The following is a 19484-nucleotide window of genomic DNA, read 5'->3' as shown; positions in this document are numbered from 1 at the left end:
GGTTTCGGCGCGCGCCTCGCGCCGCCGTTCCGCCCACCATCCGTCAGCCGAGCCCCGCTCCCCTCCCCCGAGTGCCATGCTGCGACGCCGAACACCCGTGGTCACAAGACCCGAGCTGGACGACCGCCACTGCACTGAGCTTTCGCCGCACTGCGCCCGTCGCAGCAGATGCACGGCCCCGGGGCCGGGTCGACCCGCCCTCTGCGGACGGCCGGCAAGCGAGGACAGCGGTACGGGGAGGTCCACCGGAAGGTCGCGCAGGACGGTGAGCAGCGCCCGGCTGTCGACGGCCCCGAGACCGACTGCGGAACGGCGGCGGGCATCATCGGCGAACACGGTGACGGCGGCCCGCACCTGCTGTCCGCGCAGCCTAAGCTCGGCGAGTGCCTGCTCGGCCAGCAGCATGTCTCGTATCCTGGTTCTGGTTGCTCGGGGTTGGTCTGTCGGACGGCGTGAGGTGTAGCAGAGGCCGTTCGCCTCTGTTGTCTATCAGCCCCGCACGATCCGAGGACGTCCGCCGACGGAATGTGGCCGCCCGGTGGCCGTGTCTCCCTACCACGCGCCCGCGATGCAGCACTCCCTGCTCCACCGCTCCACCTGCCCGAACCCTCCCCCGTCCCCTCCACGTGGTCGACACGTTCGCCTAGGATGGCGAGCACCATCTCAGCGGCCCGACGGGCTTCCTGATCCGTCTGCACGGCGGACATCGAAGGACATGCCCCCACCCGCACGAGTCTTTTTCGTGTTGCCTGGGGGCATTTTCTTGCTGTTCCGTGAGTCCGCGGCGTCCGTGGCCGCCCGCCTCCTCGAAGGGTCGCTGGCGCTGCATCTGACCGAGAACTTCCGTCACCAGCACGGCCGGAGGCCGGGACCGGCGGAGATACGTTCCTGGGAACGCAGTCTCCCGGCGCTCATCAACGCGTTGATCGAGGCCGGGCTCGACGACGTGGAGGTCCTCCTCGAGTACAGCCTGCCCCTCACCAGCAAGCGAGCGGACGCCGTACTCGCCGGTGTGCACCCGACCACAGGGGAGCCGTCCTACGTCGTCGTGGAACTCAAGCAGTGGAGCACCGCCTATCCGGAGGAGGACGAGCCGCTGCTGTGCCGCATCGACGCGTACGCGCAGCCCGTACTCAATCCGATTGAGCAGGTGCGGGGCTACTGCGAGTATCTGCTGTCATTCAACGGGGCATTGGAGCGAGTGCCCAACTCGCTGGCCGGAGTGGCATTTCTGCACAACGCGACCGAGTTCCAGATCGCGGGGCTGAGGGAAGTCGAGGAGAACCAGTACGGTCGGCTGTACACCGGGGAACAACGCGGCGCCTTCCTGGACTTCCTGCGCTCACGACTCGCCTCGAAGCCCGGCGCGCAGCTGGCCGACGTACTGCTCGACGCCAAGGTACGGCCGTCAAAGCAGCTGATGTCTGTCGCGGCAGCCGAGATCCGCGACCGTGAGCAGTTCGTACTCATCGCCGAGCAGCGGGTCGCGTACGAGAAGGTGATGTCCGCCGTCCGCAAGGCCAAGCGCGGCAACCACAAGCGGGTGATCGTGGTGACGGGCGGTCCTGGATCCGGCAAGAGCGTGATCGCGCTGTCGGTCCTGGGCGAGCTGTACCGCCGCGGAGTACCCGCGCTGCACGCGACCGGGTCGCAGTCGTTCACCAAGACGATGCGCAAGGTCGCGGGGCACAAGAAGCGTGAAGTGCAGCAGCTGTTCAAGTACTTCAACAGCTTCATGGACGCCGAGCCCAACGACCTCGACGTGCTGATCTGCGACGAGGCCCACAGGCTACGGAAGACCTCCGCCAACCGCTACACCAAGGCGGCGCTGCGTACCGGACGACCCCAGGTGGCCGAACTGATCGACGCGGCCCGGGTCCCCGTCTTCCTGCTCGACCAGCACCAGGTGGTGCGGCCGGGCGAGATGGGGACCAGGCAGGAGATCGAACGGGCCGCCGCCGCGCAGGGCCTGGACTGCACGGTGGTGGAACTGGACGGCCAGTTCCGGTGCGGGGGCAGCGACGCGTACGAGAAGTGGGTCATCGACCTGCTCGGCCTTGACGGCGACACGCCCAGCCAGTGGGAGCCCGACGGCAAGCTGCAACTACTGACCGCCGAGTCCTCTCAGGAGATGGAGGACTTCCTCGTGGCGCGCCGGGAGGAGGGCTACGACGCCCGTATGTCGGCCGGCTACTGCTGGAAATGGACTGCCAATATCACCCCTGACATGGCGACACTCCCCACAGACGTCGTCATCGGCCAATGGTCCCGCCCCTGGAACGTGTACGGCGACCGATCCGTGCTCGGCGCCCCGCCCGCACCCCTCTGGGCCACCGACCCGGCCGGCTTCGGCCAGGTCGGCTGCGTCTACACGGCGCAAGGTTTCGAGTACGACTGGTCGGGCGTGATCATCGGTCCGGACCTGGTCTGGCGGACGGACCGCTGGGTCGTGGACCGCTCGGCCTCGAAGGACCCGTCTTTCACCAAGGCCACGCCGGACGACGACGTCGACCGGCTCATCCGCAACACGTACAAGGTGCTGCTGACGCGGGGAATGGTCGGGACGATCCTCTACTCGACGGACGCGGAGACCCGCGAGAAGCTGCGGTCGCTCATTCATCCGGCATCTCGGGCCGAGGTGCCGGCACTTGTGTAGTGCCGCATGTGCGAAACGCGGTCATCCTGCCCACACGTTCCCAGAGGACGGAACTCCGTCGGAGCGGAGGGGAAGCCGTCGGGCCGCCGTGACGATTGCTTGAACTCTGACGGAGGGGGCGCTTGGCCACCCCGCCCGGCCGCCGGAGTACGAGCGCCGCTCAGCGATGTGACCGTAGAGTGATCAGCTGTCGGATGCGGCCCGACGGGCTTCCCTCAGGACATGCCCCCACCCGCACGAGTTCTTCGTGCCTAGGGGGATGTCCTCGTGCTCCTGCTGCAGCTTCCTGCGGTGGACCTTCTCAGACTTGATCAACGGCGCCTGCTGCTGTCCCATCTGGCCGCACGCTGGCTGTCCTTCAAAAAGAAGGAAGTCAGCGACGGGGAGAAAGCGGCCTGGAAGGAAAGCCTCATACAACTCGCCACCGACCTGGTGAGTGCGGGCCGTGGCGATGTACGGATGCTCGTGGAATGCGAGCCCGAGGGTGCTGACGCACCGGTGGATGTCGTGCTGGTGGGACGGCACCCGGAAACGGATCGGGAATCGGTCCTGCTTGTGGAACTCAAACGGTGGAGTTCGGTCTCGCACAGCGCCAAGAGACCCGAAAGAGTCGACGTGCCCGGCTATGCGAACCCCAAGCCACACCCCAGCGACCAGCTCCAAGCCACCTATGACTTCTTCACCGGTGACGAGGGCCCGCTCAAGGGCATGCAGATCGAGTACGCAGGCCTCTCCTACCTGCACAACGCCCACGATTCCGATGTGGCCCCCTTGTTCTCCGCCCGCACCTCCACGGGACCGCACGCGTTGACCATCACGGCCGACACACGCGCCAATCTCCTAGACGAGCTGCGAGAACGCTTCGCGGAGAACGGAAGTGCCTCTGCGGCGGAAAGGGTTCTGCAGCAGATGGCCATCCGGACCACACCACTGCTCACCGCGATGATGTCGTCGCGAGGCGAAGACACCGTGTTCACCCTGCGAGGTGAGCAGCGTCGAGTCTTCCGAGACATCCATCTGGCCGTCGAGCGTCTTCCAGCGGACGAAGAACGTGCCGTCTTCATCGTGGAGGGAGGGGCCGGGAGCGGCAAGAGCGCGATCGGCCTGGAACTGCTGCAGCGCTTCTCGGCCGCAGGAGGAAACGTCAAGTACGCCAGCGGCTCCCGTGCGTTCGACGCTGCGATGAAGAAGCACGTCGGCTACGGCGACGGAGAGTTCCAGGACAGGTTCGCCTTCTTCAGCAGCTTCATCACCCCACCTCAGCCGCCGTTGGATCTGCTCATCTGCGACGAAGCGCACCGCCTGCGCGCACGCTCGACATCCCGCTATCTGCCGGAGGAACAGTGGGGGAAGCAACCCCAGGTGGATGATCTCCTCGACGCCGCCCGAGTGACCGTCTTCCTGCTGGACGGAAGCCAAGTCGTACGTCCCAACGAGGTGGGGACGGCGGACCTGATCCGGCGCGCCGCGGAGAATCGTCACACCACGCCCAGGATGTACGAGCTCCACAAGCAGTTCCGCTGCGGAGGCAGCGACCGCTATCGCGACTGGGTCCACGATCTTCTCGGCATCTCCGACCGCGACCCGGACAGCTGGATTCCCGACGGCCTCATGCACGTCGAGGTGGCGGACAGCCCGGAGGAACTGGAGCGGATCATCCTGGAGGAGAACGAGGCAGGGGCGAGTGCGCGTATGGTCGCGGGCTTCTGCTGGCCGTGGACGCCGCTGCGGAAGGACGGGACGCTGGAGTCGGACGTGCGCATCGGGGACTGGCATCGCCCGTGGAACGTCAAGGGAGACAGCCCCGGGGCGAACGACGCACCGCCCGCCAAGCTCTGGGGAGTACGACGCGAGGGCGTCGGCCAGATCGGGTGCGTGTACAGCGCGCAGGGGCTGGAGTGGGACTGGTGCGGCGTGATCATCGGTGACGACATGGTCTGGCGCGAGGACCACTGGGAGTACCGGCGCGCGGCATTGACCCGCGACAAGGAACGCGGGGTATGGCTGGTACGGACGCCGGGTTCGGCGGACGAGAGCATCCGGTCCAAGAACAACGAGCGGTTCGACGAATGCGTACGCAACGCGTATCACGTGTTGATGACCCGGGCCAGCCGCGCGACGGTGCTGTACTCGACGGACGCCGAGACTCAGGCGTACCTGAAGAAAATGGTCGGCCCTGTCGAGGACGACGGCCTGCGCCCCACATGGAACAGCCTGCCGCCTGAAGCACGCGGCGTCCGGCTTCCGCCGGTGCCGAAGCACAGGCGCAGGAGAAAGAAGCGAGCGAAGACCGGCCCGCAGGATCAGCAGCTGAGCTTCGAATCTCTGAGCTGAAAGTCGGGTTCAGTGGTGGGGTCCGAGGACCCCACCACCCTGCGGCTACAAACCGCAGACCCGTGCCGCCGTCTGCGCAACGCTCCACAGCGCCTTGGCCACGAGGCCGGCGGCGATACGGAGCGCGAGCTCGCGGTGCCACGCGCGCTGCGTCTGTGCGTTCTTGTCGGAGGCGATGCTCATGCAACAGCCCTTCTGCAAAGCCGCGAGGTAGCCCCCCGCCAAGGCGGTAGAACGGGTCCTGCCCTACCGGGCGGTCCACACCACCGAAGTGGCGTCCACAAGGGATGCGCTCCACTGCCGAGCCTGTGCAGTTCCGACCGCACCTTCCGAAGAAGAGACACGGCGCGAAGCAACGGTAGCCGAACTCCGGTAATTTCGCTGAGACTTGTGCCCGGCGGCGCGATCGGGGCGTCTCCGTACACGGTCGCAGTCGTCCGGGGGACCTGGTAGAGCCGGCACGCCTGTTCGCCATCCGCGCTCCCTGCCTGCAGGTGGCGTCGCGGACGAGCTGTATCACAGAAACCGAATGGAGAATCGACGTGGGCGAAAGGGATATTCCAGCAGGCTGGGTGTGGGTCTGTTTAGCGGACGTTCTGGGTGAACCACTCTTCAACGGCCGCTCCGCAAGTACCACCGCCGATGGTTTTCCGTTTCTGCGCCTTACGGCAATCAAAAGAGGAGGAGTGGATTTCTCCGAGCAGAGGAATGGATCGTGGACGATGGAGCAAGCCACCCCATTCCTTGTCTCCGATGGAGACTTTCTCGTGGGTCGCGGGAACGGATCTCTTAAGCTGGTTGGACGGGGAGCCCTCGCGCGGCATGTGCCGTCTCCCGTAGCCTTTCCCAGTTCCATGATTCGCGTCAGACCACATCCAGAGGTCATGACTCCCGAATATTTGGCGAACATCTGGGACTCCCCACTCGTACGTTTCCAAATAGAGAAGGCCGCGCGTGACTCCGCACGCCATCCCTACACGATCAGCCATGACACCTTGGCAGATATCCGAATCCCCTTGCCGCCCATAGGGGAACAGCGCCGCATCGTCGAAGCGCTGGAAACTCATCTCATCCGCCTCGATACCGGACAGCACAGTCTCCAGCGAAGCATCTCACTCATACCGAAGCTCCGCTCAGCGGTCCAAAATACCGCGATTTCGGGACGCGCCCCGTTCACCCGCACCCCCAGCCATTGGAGCTGGGGAGATCTTGGCGACGTTATTGCACGGATCGAGACGGGGAGATCCCTTCGCTGCGAACCTCGGCCCGCCGAGGAAAATGAGTGGGGCATAATCAAAACCAGTGCCATGACACGGGGGATTTTCGACCATGCCGAAAACAAGGCCGTCGAGGCCGACACGAACATAGACCCGCGGAACGAGATCAAGCCGAATGACATATTGGTCAGCCGGGCGAACACGGCCGTCCACGTAGGTGCTGCGGTCCTTGTAGGTGACTGCCGTCCGCGACTACTGCTCAGCGACAAGAGCCTTCGCCTCATCCCGAAGGATGGGATAGAGAAGACATGGCTCATCCAGATTCTTTCATCACCCTATGTCCGCAGACAGATCTCACGTCAGGCCACTGGCACCCTGGCGTCCATGCGCAATATCACTCAGCAGAATCTGATGCGTGTAAGAATCCCCATCCCGTCCCGCGAGGAACAAGCAAGAATCGGCGAAGCGCTCAGAACTGACGTCGAGCGCATTGATCATCTGGCGGAGCAACTTCAGCCACTCGGGCTCGAGTCGGAGCATCTCAGGCAGTCCCTGCTGAGTCGCGCCGTCGAGGGCCAACTCGTCCGCCAGGATCCCGCCGACGAGCCCGCCGGCGCCCACCTCACTCGCATCCGGGCCGAGCGGGAAGCCCGAGGCCGCAAAAATCGACCTACGCGCCGACGTCCCCAGAGGCCGGATTCTTCATCACCGTCACCCCTTACCCAAACCGCCATTCAGCTGGAGTTAGAGCTTTGACACACACCTTCCCCACCCAAGCAAACAAAAAGAAGACAGACCCGTTGACTGCCCGGCTCTGGGAATATTGCAACGCTCTCCGTGACAGCGGCTTATCCACCGCCGAGTTCGTGGAACAGCTCACGTATCTCAATTTCCTCAAGATAGCTGACGAGATCGCTGACTGGCCTGCCAAGGGGGTGAATGAGAGCGCCGCGATCGTGCCGGCTGGATATGACTGGAAATCTCTGGTGAAAAAGACGGGTTCGGACCTCGGAGATCACTACCGTGCCGTCCTCGCCGAACTCGCCAAGAAGGACCCCGCCACTACCGTTGGCGGTATTTTCTCAGGGAGTCAGCATCGCGTCCCTAGTGACGAACTCCTCCGAAAGTTGATCGTCGATCTGATCGATCCGCTGGAATGGAATGAGCGGACCCTCGATCTCATGCGTGACGCGTTCGAGGACCTGCTTGCCAGGAGCGCGGAGGACACCAAGACCGGGGCGGGTCAATATTTCACTCCACGTCCGCTCGTCAAGGCGATTCTAGATGTGATGCAGCCGGGTCCGACTGATACCATCACCGACCCTGCTTGTGGTACCGGAGGTTTCCTGATCGCCGCGCACCGCTACATTCTCGAGCATCACTTGCAGGAACTTTCCTCAGAGGAGCTTCAAGCTCTTTCCTCAGGCAGTATCTGGGGGCAGGAACTGGTCCCGAGCACAGTGCGCCTGGCATTGATGAATATGCTGCTGCACGGCCTGGGGACCACCACTGGGCAGTCACTCGTCGAGACCGGGGACGCTCTCATCAGGCAGCCGACTCGGCACGCTTCCCTAGTCCTCGCTCACCCGCCATTCGGGATCAGATCCGCGATCCCGGCCGTCGACAGAAACGGCATGGAGAAGGAGGACTTTCATTACCCACGCAACGATTTCCCGATCACCACCACGAACAAACAGATCAATTTCCTCCAGCACGTCATGTCTTTGATGGAGATGAATGGGCGCGCAGCTGTCATCGTCCCCGACAACGTCCTGTTCGAGAGTGGAAATTGCTCGACCTTGCGACGCCGCCTGCTCGATGATTTCGACCTGCACACCATCCTGCGACTCCCTACCGGAACCTTCTACGCCAGCGGCATCAAGGCGAACGTCCTATTCTTCGACAAACGACCTCGCGTCGAAGGAAAGTCCAACACCTCAAAACTCTGGGTCTACGACTTGCGAACTGACATGCAGTTCTCACTCAAGCGGAAGCCACTGCAACAAGTCGATCTGATCGATTTCATCGAATCGTACCTACCGGGAAGACCTCACGCGGACAGGGTCGAGACAGAGCGTTTCCGGTGTTTCCCGTACGAGGAACTGGTCGCCCGCAACCATCTCAACATGGACATCTCCTGGGCGGGAGACCCAACGTTTGATGACACTCACAGCGCGCCGCCTCCTGAAGTGATCGCTCGAGAGATCGTCGAGAACCTGGAATCCGCTCTGAACCAGTTTGCTTCCATCGCCGAGGAACTGGGTGGTGAGCCCTGGCCTCAAGCGGACAAGCGGACAATAGCCCATCCTAAGCCGTGAATTCGCTGACGCCGGATAGTTGGGAGCAGTCGTTCGCACGGTACAGACGGAGCGAGCGGACATCTCGGGGCTTCGCAGCCTCGCCGCGTCCATCGCTCCGGCCTGGAGAATCAGCCCGAGCCGAGGCTGTAGCGACTACGGCCACACAGCCCTCTGTGGTACTCGACGCACTCTTCGTCGATAACGTGCTCGGGATGGCGCGTCAGAGTCCTGATCAGCTCTCTGTCACTGCTTCGCCGCACGTTCCAGTCCTCGTCGATGAAGAGGAAGAGCCTGTCGAACTGGACATGGTGGTTGGGGCAGAGGCACAACAAGTTGGACAGTTTGTCCGGTCCTTCGTGAGGCTTTCCGATCCCTTGAATGTGCGCCACCTCGCTGTAATGGCCGAAGCGTGTCTCCAGCTGCACGCCGCATACCTGACACCGGTGCTGGTAAAGCAGCTTGATCTCAGCGACGAGGTGGGCGTCACGATCGGGGCGTGATGAATTCACCTGCCGACGCGTTCCGGGCCTGGTGTTCTCATCCGCGTCTCGCTCCTCGGTCTCCTCTCCTACCGGCACTTCATGGACCTGACCGCGGGGTTCACCGCCGCCCCGGAGTTCACCGTGCTGTCGGGGCGGACGGAGATCGGCACCACGGATCCCGCACTGCTCACCGACAAGGTCGTCGGTCCCCGGCGGCTGTTGCTCGCGGGACGCAGCTGGCAGGTCACGTACATCGACTGGTCAGCTCGTGCTGCACGCCAGAAGAAGGCCCTCTTCGAAGAGGTGCTGGGAACCGGCATACGGTCAACTCGCACGCCAGAATCCCAGCGGCAGACGAGTCGGGCTGTACGCCGGGTTTTGTGCCGAGGGGTCTCGCGACGTCCTCGGTGACGGCCATCCATCTAGGACCGGCGTTGCCGCCGGCCTCGTGCGGTCTACCCGCGGACTCGGGCGAGCAGCCCTCGAACGTCCGCGCAGAGCACCTGTTACAGCGCTCCTTTTGACCTTGCTCCAGGTGGGGTTTACCTAGCTGCCCAGGTCACCCTGGGCACTGGTGGTCTCTTACACCACCGTTTCACCCTTACCCGGCACCGAGGCGCCGGGCGGTCTGTTTTCTGTGGCACTGTCCCGCGGGTCACCCCGGGTGGCCGTTAGCCACCACCTTGCCCTGTGGAGCCCGGACGTTCCTCGGGAAGCCCCGTAAGGGACTCCACGCGGCCGTCCGCCCGGCTCGTCTGCCGTGTCGACCATGGTACCGGGCGGACGCCGCGCTTCGGGCCCGAGGCCACGTTGCGCTTCGGGTCCGGGGCCACGTCGCGCTTCGGGCCCGAGGCGGTCGCAAGGACCGAGCCCGCCAGGATCAGCGCGAAGGCCGCCAGGATGCCGGCCGTCAGGCGCTCGTCCAGGAACAGGGCTCCCGCGGCCACCGCGACCGCCGGGTTGACGTAGGTGATGACCGTCGAGCGGGTCGGGCCGATCTCCTTGATCAGCTCCAGGAACGCCACGAAGGCGACGGCCGTGCAGACGACCCCCAGGGCCGCCAGCGCCCCCAGGACGGAGGCGCTGGGCATCTCCGACGGCCAGGTCGCGGCGGCCGCGGGTGCGTAGACCAGCGCCGCCAGGGTCAGGCACGGGACGATGAGGTGGAGGGTGGGGACGTCCTTGAGGCGGCGGGCCGCTATCAGCGGGGCCGTCGCGTAGCCGACGACCGTCAGCAGCACCTCGCCCAGGGACTTCGCGTCGCCTCCCGTGAGGTGCGGGACGGTCAGGACCGCCACCCCGGCGAGGCCCACGGCCAGGCCGGCCACCCGCCGCACGCCCAGCACCTCGGTGTCCCCGAGGAAGCGGGCCGCCAGCACGCCGACGATCGGGACGCCCGCGACCAGCAGGCCGGCGGTGGAGCTGGAGAGGTGCCTCTCGGCATCCGTGAGCGTGAACCAGGGTCCGATGATCTCGATGACCGCGAAGGCCAGCATGGGCTTCCAGTGCGCCCGTACCGTCCGGGTCAGGCCGCGTTGCCGTAGCGCGAAGGGAAGCAGGAGGGCCGCGCCCAGCGCACATCGGGTGAAGACGACCATGGACGGGGAGAGATCCTCCACCGCGACCTTGATCAGCAGATAGGGGATGCCCCAGATCACTCCCATCAGGGAGAACAGGAACCAGCCGCGTGCAGTCATACGGGGAGTGTCGGCCCGGCCCCGGTCAGCTGTCTTGAACGCTGTTGCGGTATGCCGCCGGGGTAACGCCCAGGACGCGGCGGAACCAGCGGGTGAGGTGGGCCTGGTCCGCGAAGCCCACCAGGCCGGCGACCTCCGCGGGACGCAGCCCGGACTCCAGCAGGCCCCGGGCCCGGGCCACCCGGTACTGGGCCAGCCAGGCGTACGGCGGCATGCCGGTCGTCGTACGGAAGGCGCGCAGGAGCTGGTAGCGGGACAGGCCCAGGTCCGCCGCGAGGTCGGCCAGCGAGGGCGGGGCGAGGAGCTCGTCGGCGAGGCGGGTGCGGACCGCGTGGGTGAGGTGCTCGGCGCCGGGAACCGTGTCGCAGACCGGCCGGGCCGTGGAGTGGCGTCGGGCGAGGGCCGTCAGCAGCCACGGGAAGCGGGACTCGGCCTCCAGGGGGTCGGGGCAGGCGGCCAGTTCCGTGTGCGCCCGGCACAGCGCGACGGCCAGTTCGGGGTCGTCGAGGAGGGGCTCACGGAAGTGCGGTACGCCGCCGAGGGTGCCCTCGGTGAGGAGGCCGGGGTCGGCGTACAGGGCGCGGTAGGCGTAGCCGTCGGTGTCGTTGCCCGGGCCGCCGGTGTGCGTCTCGCCAGGGGCCAGGACGACGATGGAGCCGGGGCCTGTACGGATGTGGCCACCGCGGTAGTCGATGATCTCCGAGCCGCCCACACAGACACCCACGGTGAACTCCTCGTGGGCGTGCGGGGCGTAGACATGCCGGTCGAAGCGGGCGGTGAGGAGGTCCAGTGGCGGGCCGCAACGCCCCAGTCGGGCTCTGGTCCACAACGCCTGTTCACGACTCACTCGCCACCCCCGTGCGATCCCCCGCACATGACCCCCATGTGCTTCTACGGGTGCAACGCTCCAGGTCCCGGTTCCATGCCGGGAGGGCGTCGGTGGGCGCCGGGCAGGCGTCGAGCGGGGCAACGGGCGGCCGCGAACCCCGGCAGGGGCGCCGCGCGGCACGCCGTACGCTGTCGCAGCAGAGCTCTATTGAAGGAGATTCACCGTGCTTGTCCTGCTGCCTCCCTCCGAAGGCAAGGCGTCCTTCGGCCGTGGCACCCCGCTCAAGCTGGAGACCCTCTCCCTGCCGGGGCTCGGCGCCGCCCGCGAGGCCGTCCTCGACGAGCTGGTCGAGCTGTGCGCGGCCGACGAGGACAAGGCGCGCGAGGTGCTGGGACTGAGCGAGGGGCTGCGCGGCGAGATCGCGAAGAACACGGAGCTGCGCACGGCGGCAGCCCGTCCCGCCGGGGAGATCTACACGGGCGTCCTGTACGACGCCCTCGGCCTGGCCTCTCTCGACGCGGCCGCGAAGAGGCGCGCCGCCCGGTCGCTTCTCGTCTTCTCGGGTCTTTGGGGTGCCGTCCGGGTGACGGACCGGATCCCGTCGTACCGCTGCTCGATGGGCGTGAAGCTGCCCGGTCTCGGTTCGCTGGGCACGTACTGGCGTACGCCGATGGCGTCCGTGCTGCCCGAGGCGGCCGGACACGGGCTGGTGCTGGACCTGCGGTCGGCCGCGTACACGGCCGCGTGGAAGCCGACGGGCGAGGTCGCGGGGCGGACCGCGAGCGTGCGGGTGCTGCACGCGCCGACCCGGAAGGTCGTCAGCCACTTCAACAAGGCGACCAAGGGGCGGATCGTGCGGAACCTGCTGACGGCCGGGATCGCCCCCGCGGGTCCCGCCGAGCTGGTGGAGGCGCTGCGGGACCTCGGCTACGTGGTGGAGGAGAAGGCGCCGGCGAAGGCGAAGGCCGGGACGACGGCCTGGACGCTGGACGTACTCGTGGACGAGGTGCACTGACCGCCACCCCTCCATTGCAGCATGCGCAACGCCCTTTGCGCGTGTTGCACACCGCGGGCAGGATGAGGCGCATGACCTCGCCCCTGCCCTTCTCTTCGGCTGCCTCGATACTGGACCTGGCTCCGGTCGTGCCCGTGCTGGTCGTGGAGGACGCCGCCGACGCCGTACCGCTGGCGCGGGCGCTGGTGGCGGGCGGGCTGCCCGCGATCGAGGTGACCCTGCGGACGCCGGCCGCGCTCGACGCGATCCGGGAGATCTCCGGGTCGGTGCCGGAGGCGGTCGTCGGGGCCGGGACGGTGATCACGCCGGCCCAGGTGACGGCGTGCGCGGAGGCCGGGGCACGGTTCCTGGTGAGCCCCGGCTGGACGGACGCCCTGCTGACGGCGATGCGGGCGTCCGGGATGCCCTTCCTGCCCGGGGTGTCGACCACGTCGGAGGTCGTGGCGCTGCTGGAGCGGGGGGTGCGGGAGATGAAGTTCTTCCCGGCGCAGGCCGCGGGCGGTACGGCCTACCTCAGGTCACTGGCCGGACCGCTCCCCCAGGCCCGGTTCTGCCCCACCGGCGGAATCGGCCCGGACAACGCGCCGGACTATCTGTCCCTGCCCAACGTCGGTTGCGTGGGCGGGAGTTGGATGGTCCCGGCGGACGCGGTCGCGGCGCGGGACTGGACTCGGATCGAGGGGCTCGCGCGTGCCGCCTCGTATCTCAGGACCGCGGGTGGGACGTGTCGTTGAGCAGGTCTCAGGGCCGCAGGTGGGACGTGTCGTTGAGCAGGCGGACGCTGGCGTTGCCGTCCGCGTAGTAGGCCACCGCCGACACCGAGGCCGCCGACAGTTCCATGCGGAACAGCGACTCGGGCGGGGCGCCCAGGGCGAGCCGTACGAACGTCTTGATCGGGGTCACATGGGTGACCAGCAGCACCGTGCGGCCCGCGTACGCCGCGACCAGCCTGTCCCGGGTGGCCGCGATGCGGGTGGCGGTCGCCGCGAAGCTCTCGCCGCCGCCGGTCGGTTCGGCCTCCGGGTCGGCCAGCCAGGCGTTCAGATCGTCGGGGTGGCGCTCGCGGACCTCGCCGAAGGTCAGCCCCTCCCACGCCCCGAAGTCGGTCTCGATCAGCCCGTCCTCGACGGTGACCTCCAGACCCAGGCGCGCGGCGACGGCAGCTGCGGTCTCACGGGTGCGGGCGAGCGGGGAGGCGAGGATGTGCTGGATGGTTCCACGCCGGGCGAATGCGGCGGCGACCCGCTCGGCCTGCTCCCGGCCGACGTCCGAGAGCGAGGGATCGGTACCGCCACTGCCGGAGAACCGCTTCTGCGGCGTGAGCGGCGTCTCGCCGTGCCGCAGCAGTACGAAGGTGGCGGGCGCCCCGAGATCGGGCGCCGCCCCCCAGCCGACGGAGGGGGTGGCAGCCGGAGCGGCAGCCGAAGTGGCGGCCGGAGCGGCGACGGTGCGGGCGGCCCGGAGGTCGGCGCCGGCCTTCGTCGGCTCCGGCTCCTCCCGCGGGGCCGTCCCCCCCGCCTGACCACCGCGATCGGACGCGCCGACCGTACCGCTGCTTCCGTGGGCGGCATCCGTGCCACCACTGCCGGGCTCGGCATCCGATCCGCCGCTGCCGGACTCGGCGGCCGTGCTGCCGGCGCCCGGGTCCACAGCCCCGCTGCCGAGGCCCGGGATACCGGCCGTGCTACCGAGGCCCGGGATACCGGCGATGTTGCCGAGCCCCGGGATCGCGGCGATGCTGCCGGCAGTCGGCTTCGCAGCGTCGCTGCCGGCAGCCGGTTTCCCGGCCGTACCGCCGCTGCCCCGGTTCGCGGCGGCCGTGCTGCCCGGCAGGCGGGACCGGGTCAGGGCCTCGCGGGCCTTCGCCGCGCCCGCCGTGGCGTCGCCGGGCGGTGCGGAGGGTTCGGGAGCGGTCGAGGTCACGGAGACGCGGGCGTCGAGTTCGGCCCGCGACGCCCCGGCGTCCCACTGCTCGCCCCGCTTGCCCGCGTCCATCGCCTCGTTCGCCAGGCGGTCGGCGTGCTTGTTCCGCTCGCGTGGCATCCACTCGTAGGTGACCTGCCCGGGCGGGAGAATCCGGGCAGCCTCGGCGGCCAGCGGCTTCATGTCGGGGTGCTTGATCTTCCAGCGTCCCGACATCTGCTCGACGACCAGCTTGGAGTCCATGCGTACCCGCACCGTGGCCGACGCGTCGAGTTCGCGGGCGGCGCGCAGGCCGGCCACCAGCCCCCGGTACTCGGCGACGTTGTTGGTGGCGACGCCGATGTACTCGGCGCGTTCGACGAGCGTCTCCCCCGTCGCCGCGTCGATCACCACGCTGCCGTAGCCCGCGGGCCCCGGGTTGCCCCGTGACCCGCCGTCGGCCTCGACGATGAACTCCCGCACGACGTACGCCCCTTACTACCTCTGACCGGTTACTCCCTCTGACCGGATACCGCCTCTGACCGGTTACTGCCTCTGACCGGCTGCATACCGACTACAGACCGGACTCGGACGTGCGCACGAGGATGCGACGGCAGTTCTCGCACCGTACGACCGTGTCGGACGGCGCCTTGCGGATCTCGGCCAGCTCGGTGATGGCGAGCTCCTGGCGGCAGCCCTGGCAGGTGCGCTGGTAGAGCTTGGCCGCGCCGACGCCGCCCTGCTGCTCGCGCAGCTTCTCGTAGAGCTTGAGCAGATCGGCGGGCACGGTGGCGGCGATGACCTCGCGCTCCTTGGTGACGGTGGCGGTCTCGCCGTCGAACTCCTCCAGGGCCGCGTCCCGGCGCGCGAGGGCGTCGTCGATCTTGCCCTGGACGGAGCCGACCCGCTCGGTCAGCTCGGCGGCCCGCTCCTGCGCGCTCTCGCGGCGCTCCATGACCTCCAGGACGATGTCCTCGAGGTCGCCCTGGCGCTTGGCGAGGGAGACGATCTCCCGCTGGAGGTTCTCCAGGTCCTTCGAGGAGGTGACGGCCCCGGAGTCGAGGCGCTGCTGGTCGCGGGCGGCACGCTGACGGACCTGGTCGACGTCCTGCTCGGCCTTGGTCTGCTCGCGGGCGGTGTCGCTCTCCTCGGTCTGCGCCGCGACGAGGAGGTCGCGCAGCTGCGTGAGGTCCTTGTTCAGCGATTCGATCTCGGCGTACTCGGGCAGGGACCTCCGCTTGTGCGCGAGCTGCTGAAGACGGGCGTCGAGGGACTGGACATCGAGGAGTCGGATCTGGTCGGCGGGCGCGGCGTTCAGTTGGGGGCTCCCATTGAGCTAGAGGTGGTGGTGGACGCCGCGTGGGCCGTCCAGGGGTCGGTGACCGTACCGGAGACGTGGACCCGCAGGCCCCATCCCCGTCGGTCGGAGATCTCGTCGAGCTGGGCGGCGGCCAGCTCGCACCAGGGCCACTCGGTGGCCCAGTGCGCCGCGTCGAGCAGCGCGAGAGGTGGGTGAGCGCCGTGGGCGCGGTCCGCGATGAACTCCGACGCCGGGTGGTGGCGCAGGTCCGCGGTGAGGAAAGCGTCGACGCCGGCCGCACGGACGTGGTCGAAGAGGCTGTCGCCGGAGCCGCCGCTGACGGCGACGGTCCGCACGAGCGCCTCCGGGTCCCCCGCCACCCGGATGCCCTGCGCGGTGGCGGGCAGCCGCCCGGCGGCGCGGGCGGCGAACTCGCGGACGGTGAGCGGGTGGTCGAGTTCGCAGACGCGGCCGAGACCGCGCCGCCCCTCGGGGTCGCTCGGATCCGGCACGAGAGGCCGTACGACCCGCAGGTCGAGCGCGCCGGCGAGGGCGTCGCTCACGCCCGGATCGGCGGTGTCGGCGTTGGTGTGCGCGACGTGCAGGGCGATGTCGTTCTTGATGAGGGTGTGCACGACGCGGCCCTTGAAGGTGGAGGCCGCGACGGTCGTCGTCCCGCGCAGATACAGCGGATGATGAGTGACGAGCAGATCGGCGCCGAGCCGTACGGCTTCCTCGACGATCTCCTGGACGGGGTCGACGGCGAACAGTACCCGGGAGACCTCCTGCTCGGGGTCGCCCACGACCGTGCCGACCGCGTCCCAGGACTCGGCCCGCTCGGCGGGCCACAGGTTCTCCAGCGCGGCGATGACTTCAGACAGACGGGGCACGGGGAAAGGCTACCTGGCCGTCTCACGAGCACCTACCGGTGCCGTCACTGCCGCCGGAGCCGGCGGGGCCGCCGCCCGGAAGTCGACGGGTGGTCGATGCACACGCCTCCCGCCACCCCGAGGCGAATCGCTTCTGCGCCACTCTTATGAGGGAAGAAGGCCGCCTGGCGGTCCCACGGCAGTGCGTACGAAAACTAGCTTCGTCGCCGGAGGTGACGGAACGATGACGATGCCGGCCTGTGCGATCGAGCCCACCGCGGCGGAAGGCGAGGCCCTCGATGACCCCGAGGACCCCGAGGGCGGCGCCGCCGAGCCCACGCCGCACGCGGCGGAGCACACGGTGGACCACGCGGACCGCACGATCACGCCGGATCACAAGATCCTGGCGGACCTCGAGATCCCGACGGACCGCACGATCCCGACGGACCGCGACGCCACGGAGGGCCGCGTGGCCACGGAGGACTGCGAGGGTCCTGAGGCCCGCGAGAATGCGGCGGACTTCGTGATCACGGGGGGCCGCGCGATCACAGCTGACCACGGAGCCACGGAGGACCACCCGGTCCTTGAGGACCCCTCGGTCACGACGGACCACCGGGCGGTGGCGAACCACCAGGCGACGGACCACGGAGTCACGGCGAACTTCGGGAACTCGACGGACCTCTGGAAGGCCAACTTCGGGAACTCGGCCGACCTCGGGAACAAGGCGGACCTCGGAAGCACGGCGGACCTCGGGAACCCCTCGGGCCTCGAGAACATCTCGGACCTCGGAAACACGGCGGCTTTCGGGGACACTTCGGATCATCTGACGCCGGCAGACCTCGAGAACACGGCGGATCACCTGATCCCGCCAGACCTCGGAAACACGGCGGATCACCTGATCCCGCCAGACCTCGGAAACACGGCGGATCACCTGATCCCGCCAGACCACTCGACCCCAGCGGACCACTGGGCCGCCGCGTACATTCCGATCACGACAGACCGTGGCTGCACGGCGGACCACCCGATCACGGGGAGTCGCGCGATCGGGACGGGCCTCGGGGTCACCGCGCACTTCCGGACCGCGACAGACCGCGGGAACGCGGCATATCACCTGATCACCGCGGGCCGCGCGATCGCGGCGGAGCGCACGATCCGAGCGGCCCACGGGGTTCCGCCGGACCAGAGGGCCACGTCGAACCACTCGGCCATGCCGGACCCGGGAGCCACCTCGGACCGCGCGGTCACGCCGGACCACGGAGCCACATCGAACCGCTCGGTCACGGCGGGCCACGCCGTGGAGCGCCGGGGCAGCGCCGGCTGCGTGATCACGGCCGGTGGGGCCTACGGCGCTCGCCTCGCCCGGGACGGTGACTGCTGGTTTCCCGAGCGGTGGACCCTGGACGGTCCGGAGCCGTACGCCGTGCCGCTGCCCGGCAACCAGCCGGAGGAGCCCGGCACGGAGGTGCAGCCGATGGCCGACGGCCGGGTCCTCATCCGGCGGCCGACCGACGGACGGCACGCCTTCTCGCTGCTGTATCCGACCGGCCCGTGCACGGGCGAGCTGACGCTGGGCGCCGTCGAGTGCCCGGACGAGGGCACCCGGCTGCACCTGCTCCCACCGGCCCCCTGCGGAGAACGCGCGTACGCCCTCGCCGTCGGGCGCCACTCGACGGCGGTGTGGCTGGTCGCGGGCGGCACCTTCGGCCCCGAGCACCTCGCCGAGATCCCCGGCCGCTGCTCGGGCGGCGTCTGGCTGGACCGTACGGGCCGCATGCTCGCGCTGGACCGTGAGGTCGACGGCCGCACCAAGGCGGTCGTGGTGGACCTGGAGCGCGGCGGCGAGGTGTCCCCCCTGTTGCAGATCGCCGCCGACAGCGACGACCGGCTGCTGCTCGCCGACCCCGACAGCGGCCTGCTGCTCATCAGCTCGGACGCGCCCTCACCGGGTGAGGCGCGCCTGGGCTGGGGAGTCCTCGGCAGCATGCTGCCGGTCCGCTTCCCGGAGTCCCTGCGCCCGCCGGACCTCACTCTCACCCCCTTCGCGAGCCAGCCGGGCCAGGCACTCCTCCCGGAAGCCTGCGCGGTCGCGCTCCGTATCGACGGCAGCTACGGCACCTGGGTCGGCGTCTGGCGGCCGGCCGACCGGCAGCTGCACCAACTCACCGCTCCTGACGGGTGGTTGGCGGGCAGTGGGCTGTGGACACCGGAGGGTGTCCTGCGTCTGCCGTACGCGACGGAGGCGGAACCGTGCGGGGTGGCGCCACTGACAACACCGAGCGCCACCCCGCCGTCGTCCCCAGCCGCACCGCCCGCAGGACCGACGACGACGGCACCCGCCGCGCCCCGCCCGGTGCCCCTCCAACAGGCACCACTCGGCCGACTTGTAACGAAGTAGCTGCGGTTGGCGTGGCCGCCTGGATCACTCCCTCGGTGTGCCGGATAAAATCGCCAGGCTGCAAAAAAGATCATGTTGACGGGGTGAATTTTTCCGATGAACGACACAAGTACCAGGCTGCCGCTGGGCGCCGACTCCCAAGCGACGGCCGGACCCGGCCGGCACCGGGGCCCGGTCTCGTCCCAGGACGGTGACTCGGCCCCGCACGGCCGGCACCGCAAGCCGGCCGAGAACAGGTCCGACCACTGGGCCGACAACTGGGCTGAGGGCAGGGCCGAGGCGACCGTCTGACGGACGGTACGCCGTACACCGCCGAAGGGGCTCCCGCCGTCTGTGGACGGCAGGAGCCCCTTCCGCATGCTCCTACTTCTGCTTCCGCTACTTCTGTGCCTGCGGCTTCTCTTCCCGCGGCCTATGTACCTGCGACTTCTCTCCCCGCGACTTCTCTCCCCGCGGCTCCTCTCCCCGCGCCTTCTCTCCCTGCCCCT

14 protein-coding genes, 1 other RNA gene and 2 pseudogenes are annotated in these 19484 nt (G+C 68.3%); 9 read left to right on the top strand and 8 right to left on the bottom strand.

Annotated elements, in window-relative coordinates:
- Positions 1–763: 763 nt before the first annotated feature.
- Complete coding sequence (locus tag ACFWBB_RS18045) at positions 764–2656, top strand: DNA/RNA helicase domain-containing protein (protein ID WP_385272726.1); 1893 nt, start codon at positions 764–766, stop codon at positions 2654–2656.
- 267 nt (positions 2657–2923) lie between these two features.
- Positions 2924–4990: a DUF2075 domain-containing protein gene (locus tag ACFWBB_RS18040; RefSeq protein WP_385272723.1), complete on the top strand. Its 2067-nt coding sequence runs from the start codon at positions 2924–2926 to the stop codon at positions 4988–4990.
- A gap of 45 nt (positions 4991–5035) precedes the next feature.
- Here ACFWBB_RS18040 and ACFWBB_RS18035 read toward each other — a convergent pair whose 3' ends face one another.
- Positions 5036–5173 (bottom strand): hypothetical protein, encoded by a 138-nt coding sequence (locus tag ACFWBB_RS18035; protein ID WP_385272720.1) that lies wholly within the window; start codon positions 5171–5173, stop codon positions 5036–5038.
- Between the two features lie 701 nt (positions 5174–5874).
- Here ACFWBB_RS18035 and ACFWBB_RS18030 point away from each other — a divergent pair.
- Positions 5875–6963 (top strand): restriction endonuclease subunit S, encoded by a 1089-nt coding sequence (locus ACFWBB_RS18030; RefSeq protein WP_385272717.1) that lies wholly within the window; start codon positions 5875–5877, stop codon positions 6961–6963.
- Complete coding sequence (locus ACFWBB_RS18025) at positions 6960–8525, top strand: N-6 DNA methylase (RefSeq protein ID WP_385272714.1); 1566 nt, start codon at positions 6960–6962, stop codon at positions 8523–8525. The genes ACFWBB_RS18030 and ACFWBB_RS18025 overlap by 4 nt, the downstream gene beginning before the upstream one ends.
- Positions 8526–8635: 110 nt before the next feature.
- On the opposite strand, the gene ACFWBB_RS18020 is transcribed toward ACFWBB_RS18025, so the two are convergent.
- Entirely contained in the window at positions 8636–8896 is a 261-nt protein-coding gene (locus ACFWBB_RS18020; protein WP_385272768.1) for an HNH endonuclease, read from the bottom strand.
- Between the two features lie 180 nt (positions 8897–9076).
- Between ACFWBB_RS18020 and ACFWBB_RS18015 the strand changes: the two are divergent.
- A pseudogene (locus tag ACFWBB_RS18015) lies at positions 9077–9307 on the top strand (ATP-dependent helicase); the annotation flags it as partial.
- Positions 9308–9340: 33 nt separating this feature from the next.
- Here ACFWBB_RS18015 and rnpB read toward each other — a convergent pair.
- The 3 genes and pseudogenes from rnpB to ACFWBB_RS18000 form a co-directional block, all read right to left on the bottom strand.
- An RNA gene (gene rnpB, locus ACFWBB_RS18010) (RNase P RNA component class A) lies at positions 9341–9743 on the bottom strand.
- A gap of 163 nt (positions 9744–9906) precedes the next feature.
- A pseudogene (locus ACFWBB_RS18005) lies at positions 9907–10686 on the bottom strand (DMT family transporter); the annotation flags it as partial.
- A 25-nt stretch (positions 10687–10711) separates the two neighbouring features.
- Positions 10712–11533 carry a helix-turn-helix domain-containing protein gene (locus tag ACFWBB_RS18000; RefSeq protein ID WP_385272711.1) on the bottom strand — a complete coding sequence of 274 codons (822 nt, stop codon included), beginning with the start codon at positions 11531–11533 and terminating at the stop codon, positions 10712–10714.
- Positions 11534–11738: 205 nt separating this feature from the next.
- Here ACFWBB_RS18000 and yaaA point away from each other — a divergent pair, with 205 nt between their 5' ends.
- Positions 11739–12530 carry a peroxide stress protein YaaA gene (gene yaaA, locus ACFWBB_RS17995; protein WP_385272708.1) on the top strand — a complete coding sequence of 264 codons (792 nt, stop codon included), beginning with the start codon at positions 11739–11741 and terminating at the stop codon, positions 12528–12530.
- A gap of 71 nt (positions 12531–12601) precedes the next feature.
- Complete coding sequence (gene eda, locus ACFWBB_RS17990) at positions 12602–13264, top strand: bifunctional 4-hydroxy-2-oxoglutarate aldolase/2-dehydro-3-deoxy-phosphogluconate aldolase (protein ID WP_385272705.1); 663 nt, start codon at positions 12602–12604, stop codon at positions 13262–13264.
- A gap of 7 nt (positions 13265–13271) precedes the next feature.
- Here the strand turns inward: eda and ACFWBB_RS17985 are convergent, their stop codons facing one another.
- The 3 genes from ACFWBB_RS17985 to ACFWBB_RS17975 all read right to left on the bottom strand — a co-directional run bounded on the left by ACFWBB_RS17985 (position 13272) and on the right by ACFWBB_RS17975 (position 16622).
- Positions 13272–14915, bottom strand: a complete 1644-nt coding sequence (locus ACFWBB_RS17985) for a bifunctional RNase H/acid phosphatase (protein ID WP_385272702.1) — start codon at positions 14913–14915, stop codon at positions 13272–13274.
- Positions 14916–15006: 91 nt separating this feature from the next.
- Complete coding sequence (locus ACFWBB_RS17980; RefSeq protein ID WP_385272765.1) at positions 15007–15750, bottom strand: zinc ribbon domain-containing protein; 744 nt, start codon at positions 15748–15750, stop codon at positions 15007–15009.
- Entirely contained in the window at positions 15747–16622 is an 876-nt protein-coding gene (locus ACFWBB_RS17975) for a Nif3-like dinuclear metal center hexameric protein (RefSeq protein ID WP_385272699.1), read from the bottom strand. The genes ACFWBB_RS17980 and ACFWBB_RS17975 overlap by 4 nt, the downstream gene beginning before the upstream one ends.
- A 1186-nt stretch (positions 16623–17808) precedes the next feature.
- Here ACFWBB_RS17975 and ACFWBB_RS17970 point away from each other — a divergent pair.
- Together ACFWBB_RS17970 and ACFWBB_RS17965 are read left to right on the top strand one after the other, a co-directional pair.
- Positions 17809–18996, top strand: a complete 1188-nt coding sequence (locus tag ACFWBB_RS17970) for a hypothetical protein (protein ID WP_385272762.1) — start codon at positions 17809–17811, stop codon at positions 18994–18996.
- Positions 18997–19092: 96 nt separating this feature from the next.
- Positions 19093–19287 carry a hypothetical protein gene (locus ACFWBB_RS17965; protein WP_385272697.1) on the top strand — a complete coding sequence of 65 codons (195 nt, stop codon included), beginning with the start codon at positions 19093–19095 and terminating at the stop codon, positions 19285–19287.
- Positions 19288–19484: the final 197 nt, after the last annotated feature.

It is taken from the genome of Streptomyces sp. NPDC060000 (assembly GCF_042737375.1).
Classification (GTDB): Bacteria; Actinomycetota; Actinomycetes; order Streptomycetales; family Streptomycetaceae; genus Streptomyces.
This window is presented reverse-complemented; position numbering and strand designations above follow the sequence as displayed.

Coding starts and splice junctions, on each gene's coding strand:
- ACFWBB_RS18035 (WP_385272720.1), bottom strand. CDS start 5,173: ATGAGCATCGCCTCCGACAAGAACGCACAGACGCAGCGCGCGTGGCAC.
- ACFWBB_RS18030 (WP_385272717.1), top strand. CDS start 5,875: ATGACTCCCGAATATTTGGCGAACATCTGGGACTCCCCACTCGTACGT.
- eda (WP_385272705.1), top strand. CDS start 12,602: ATGACCTCGCCCCTGCCCTTCTCTTCGGCTGCCTCGATACTGGACCTG.
- ACFWBB_RS17970 (WP_385272762.1), top strand. CDS start 17,809: ATGCCGGACCCGGGAGCCACCTCGGACCGCGCGGTCACGCCGGACCAC.
- ACFWBB_RS17965 (WP_385272697.1), top strand. CDS start 19,093: ATGAACGACACAAGTACCAGGCTGCCGCTGGGCGCCGACTCCCAAGCG.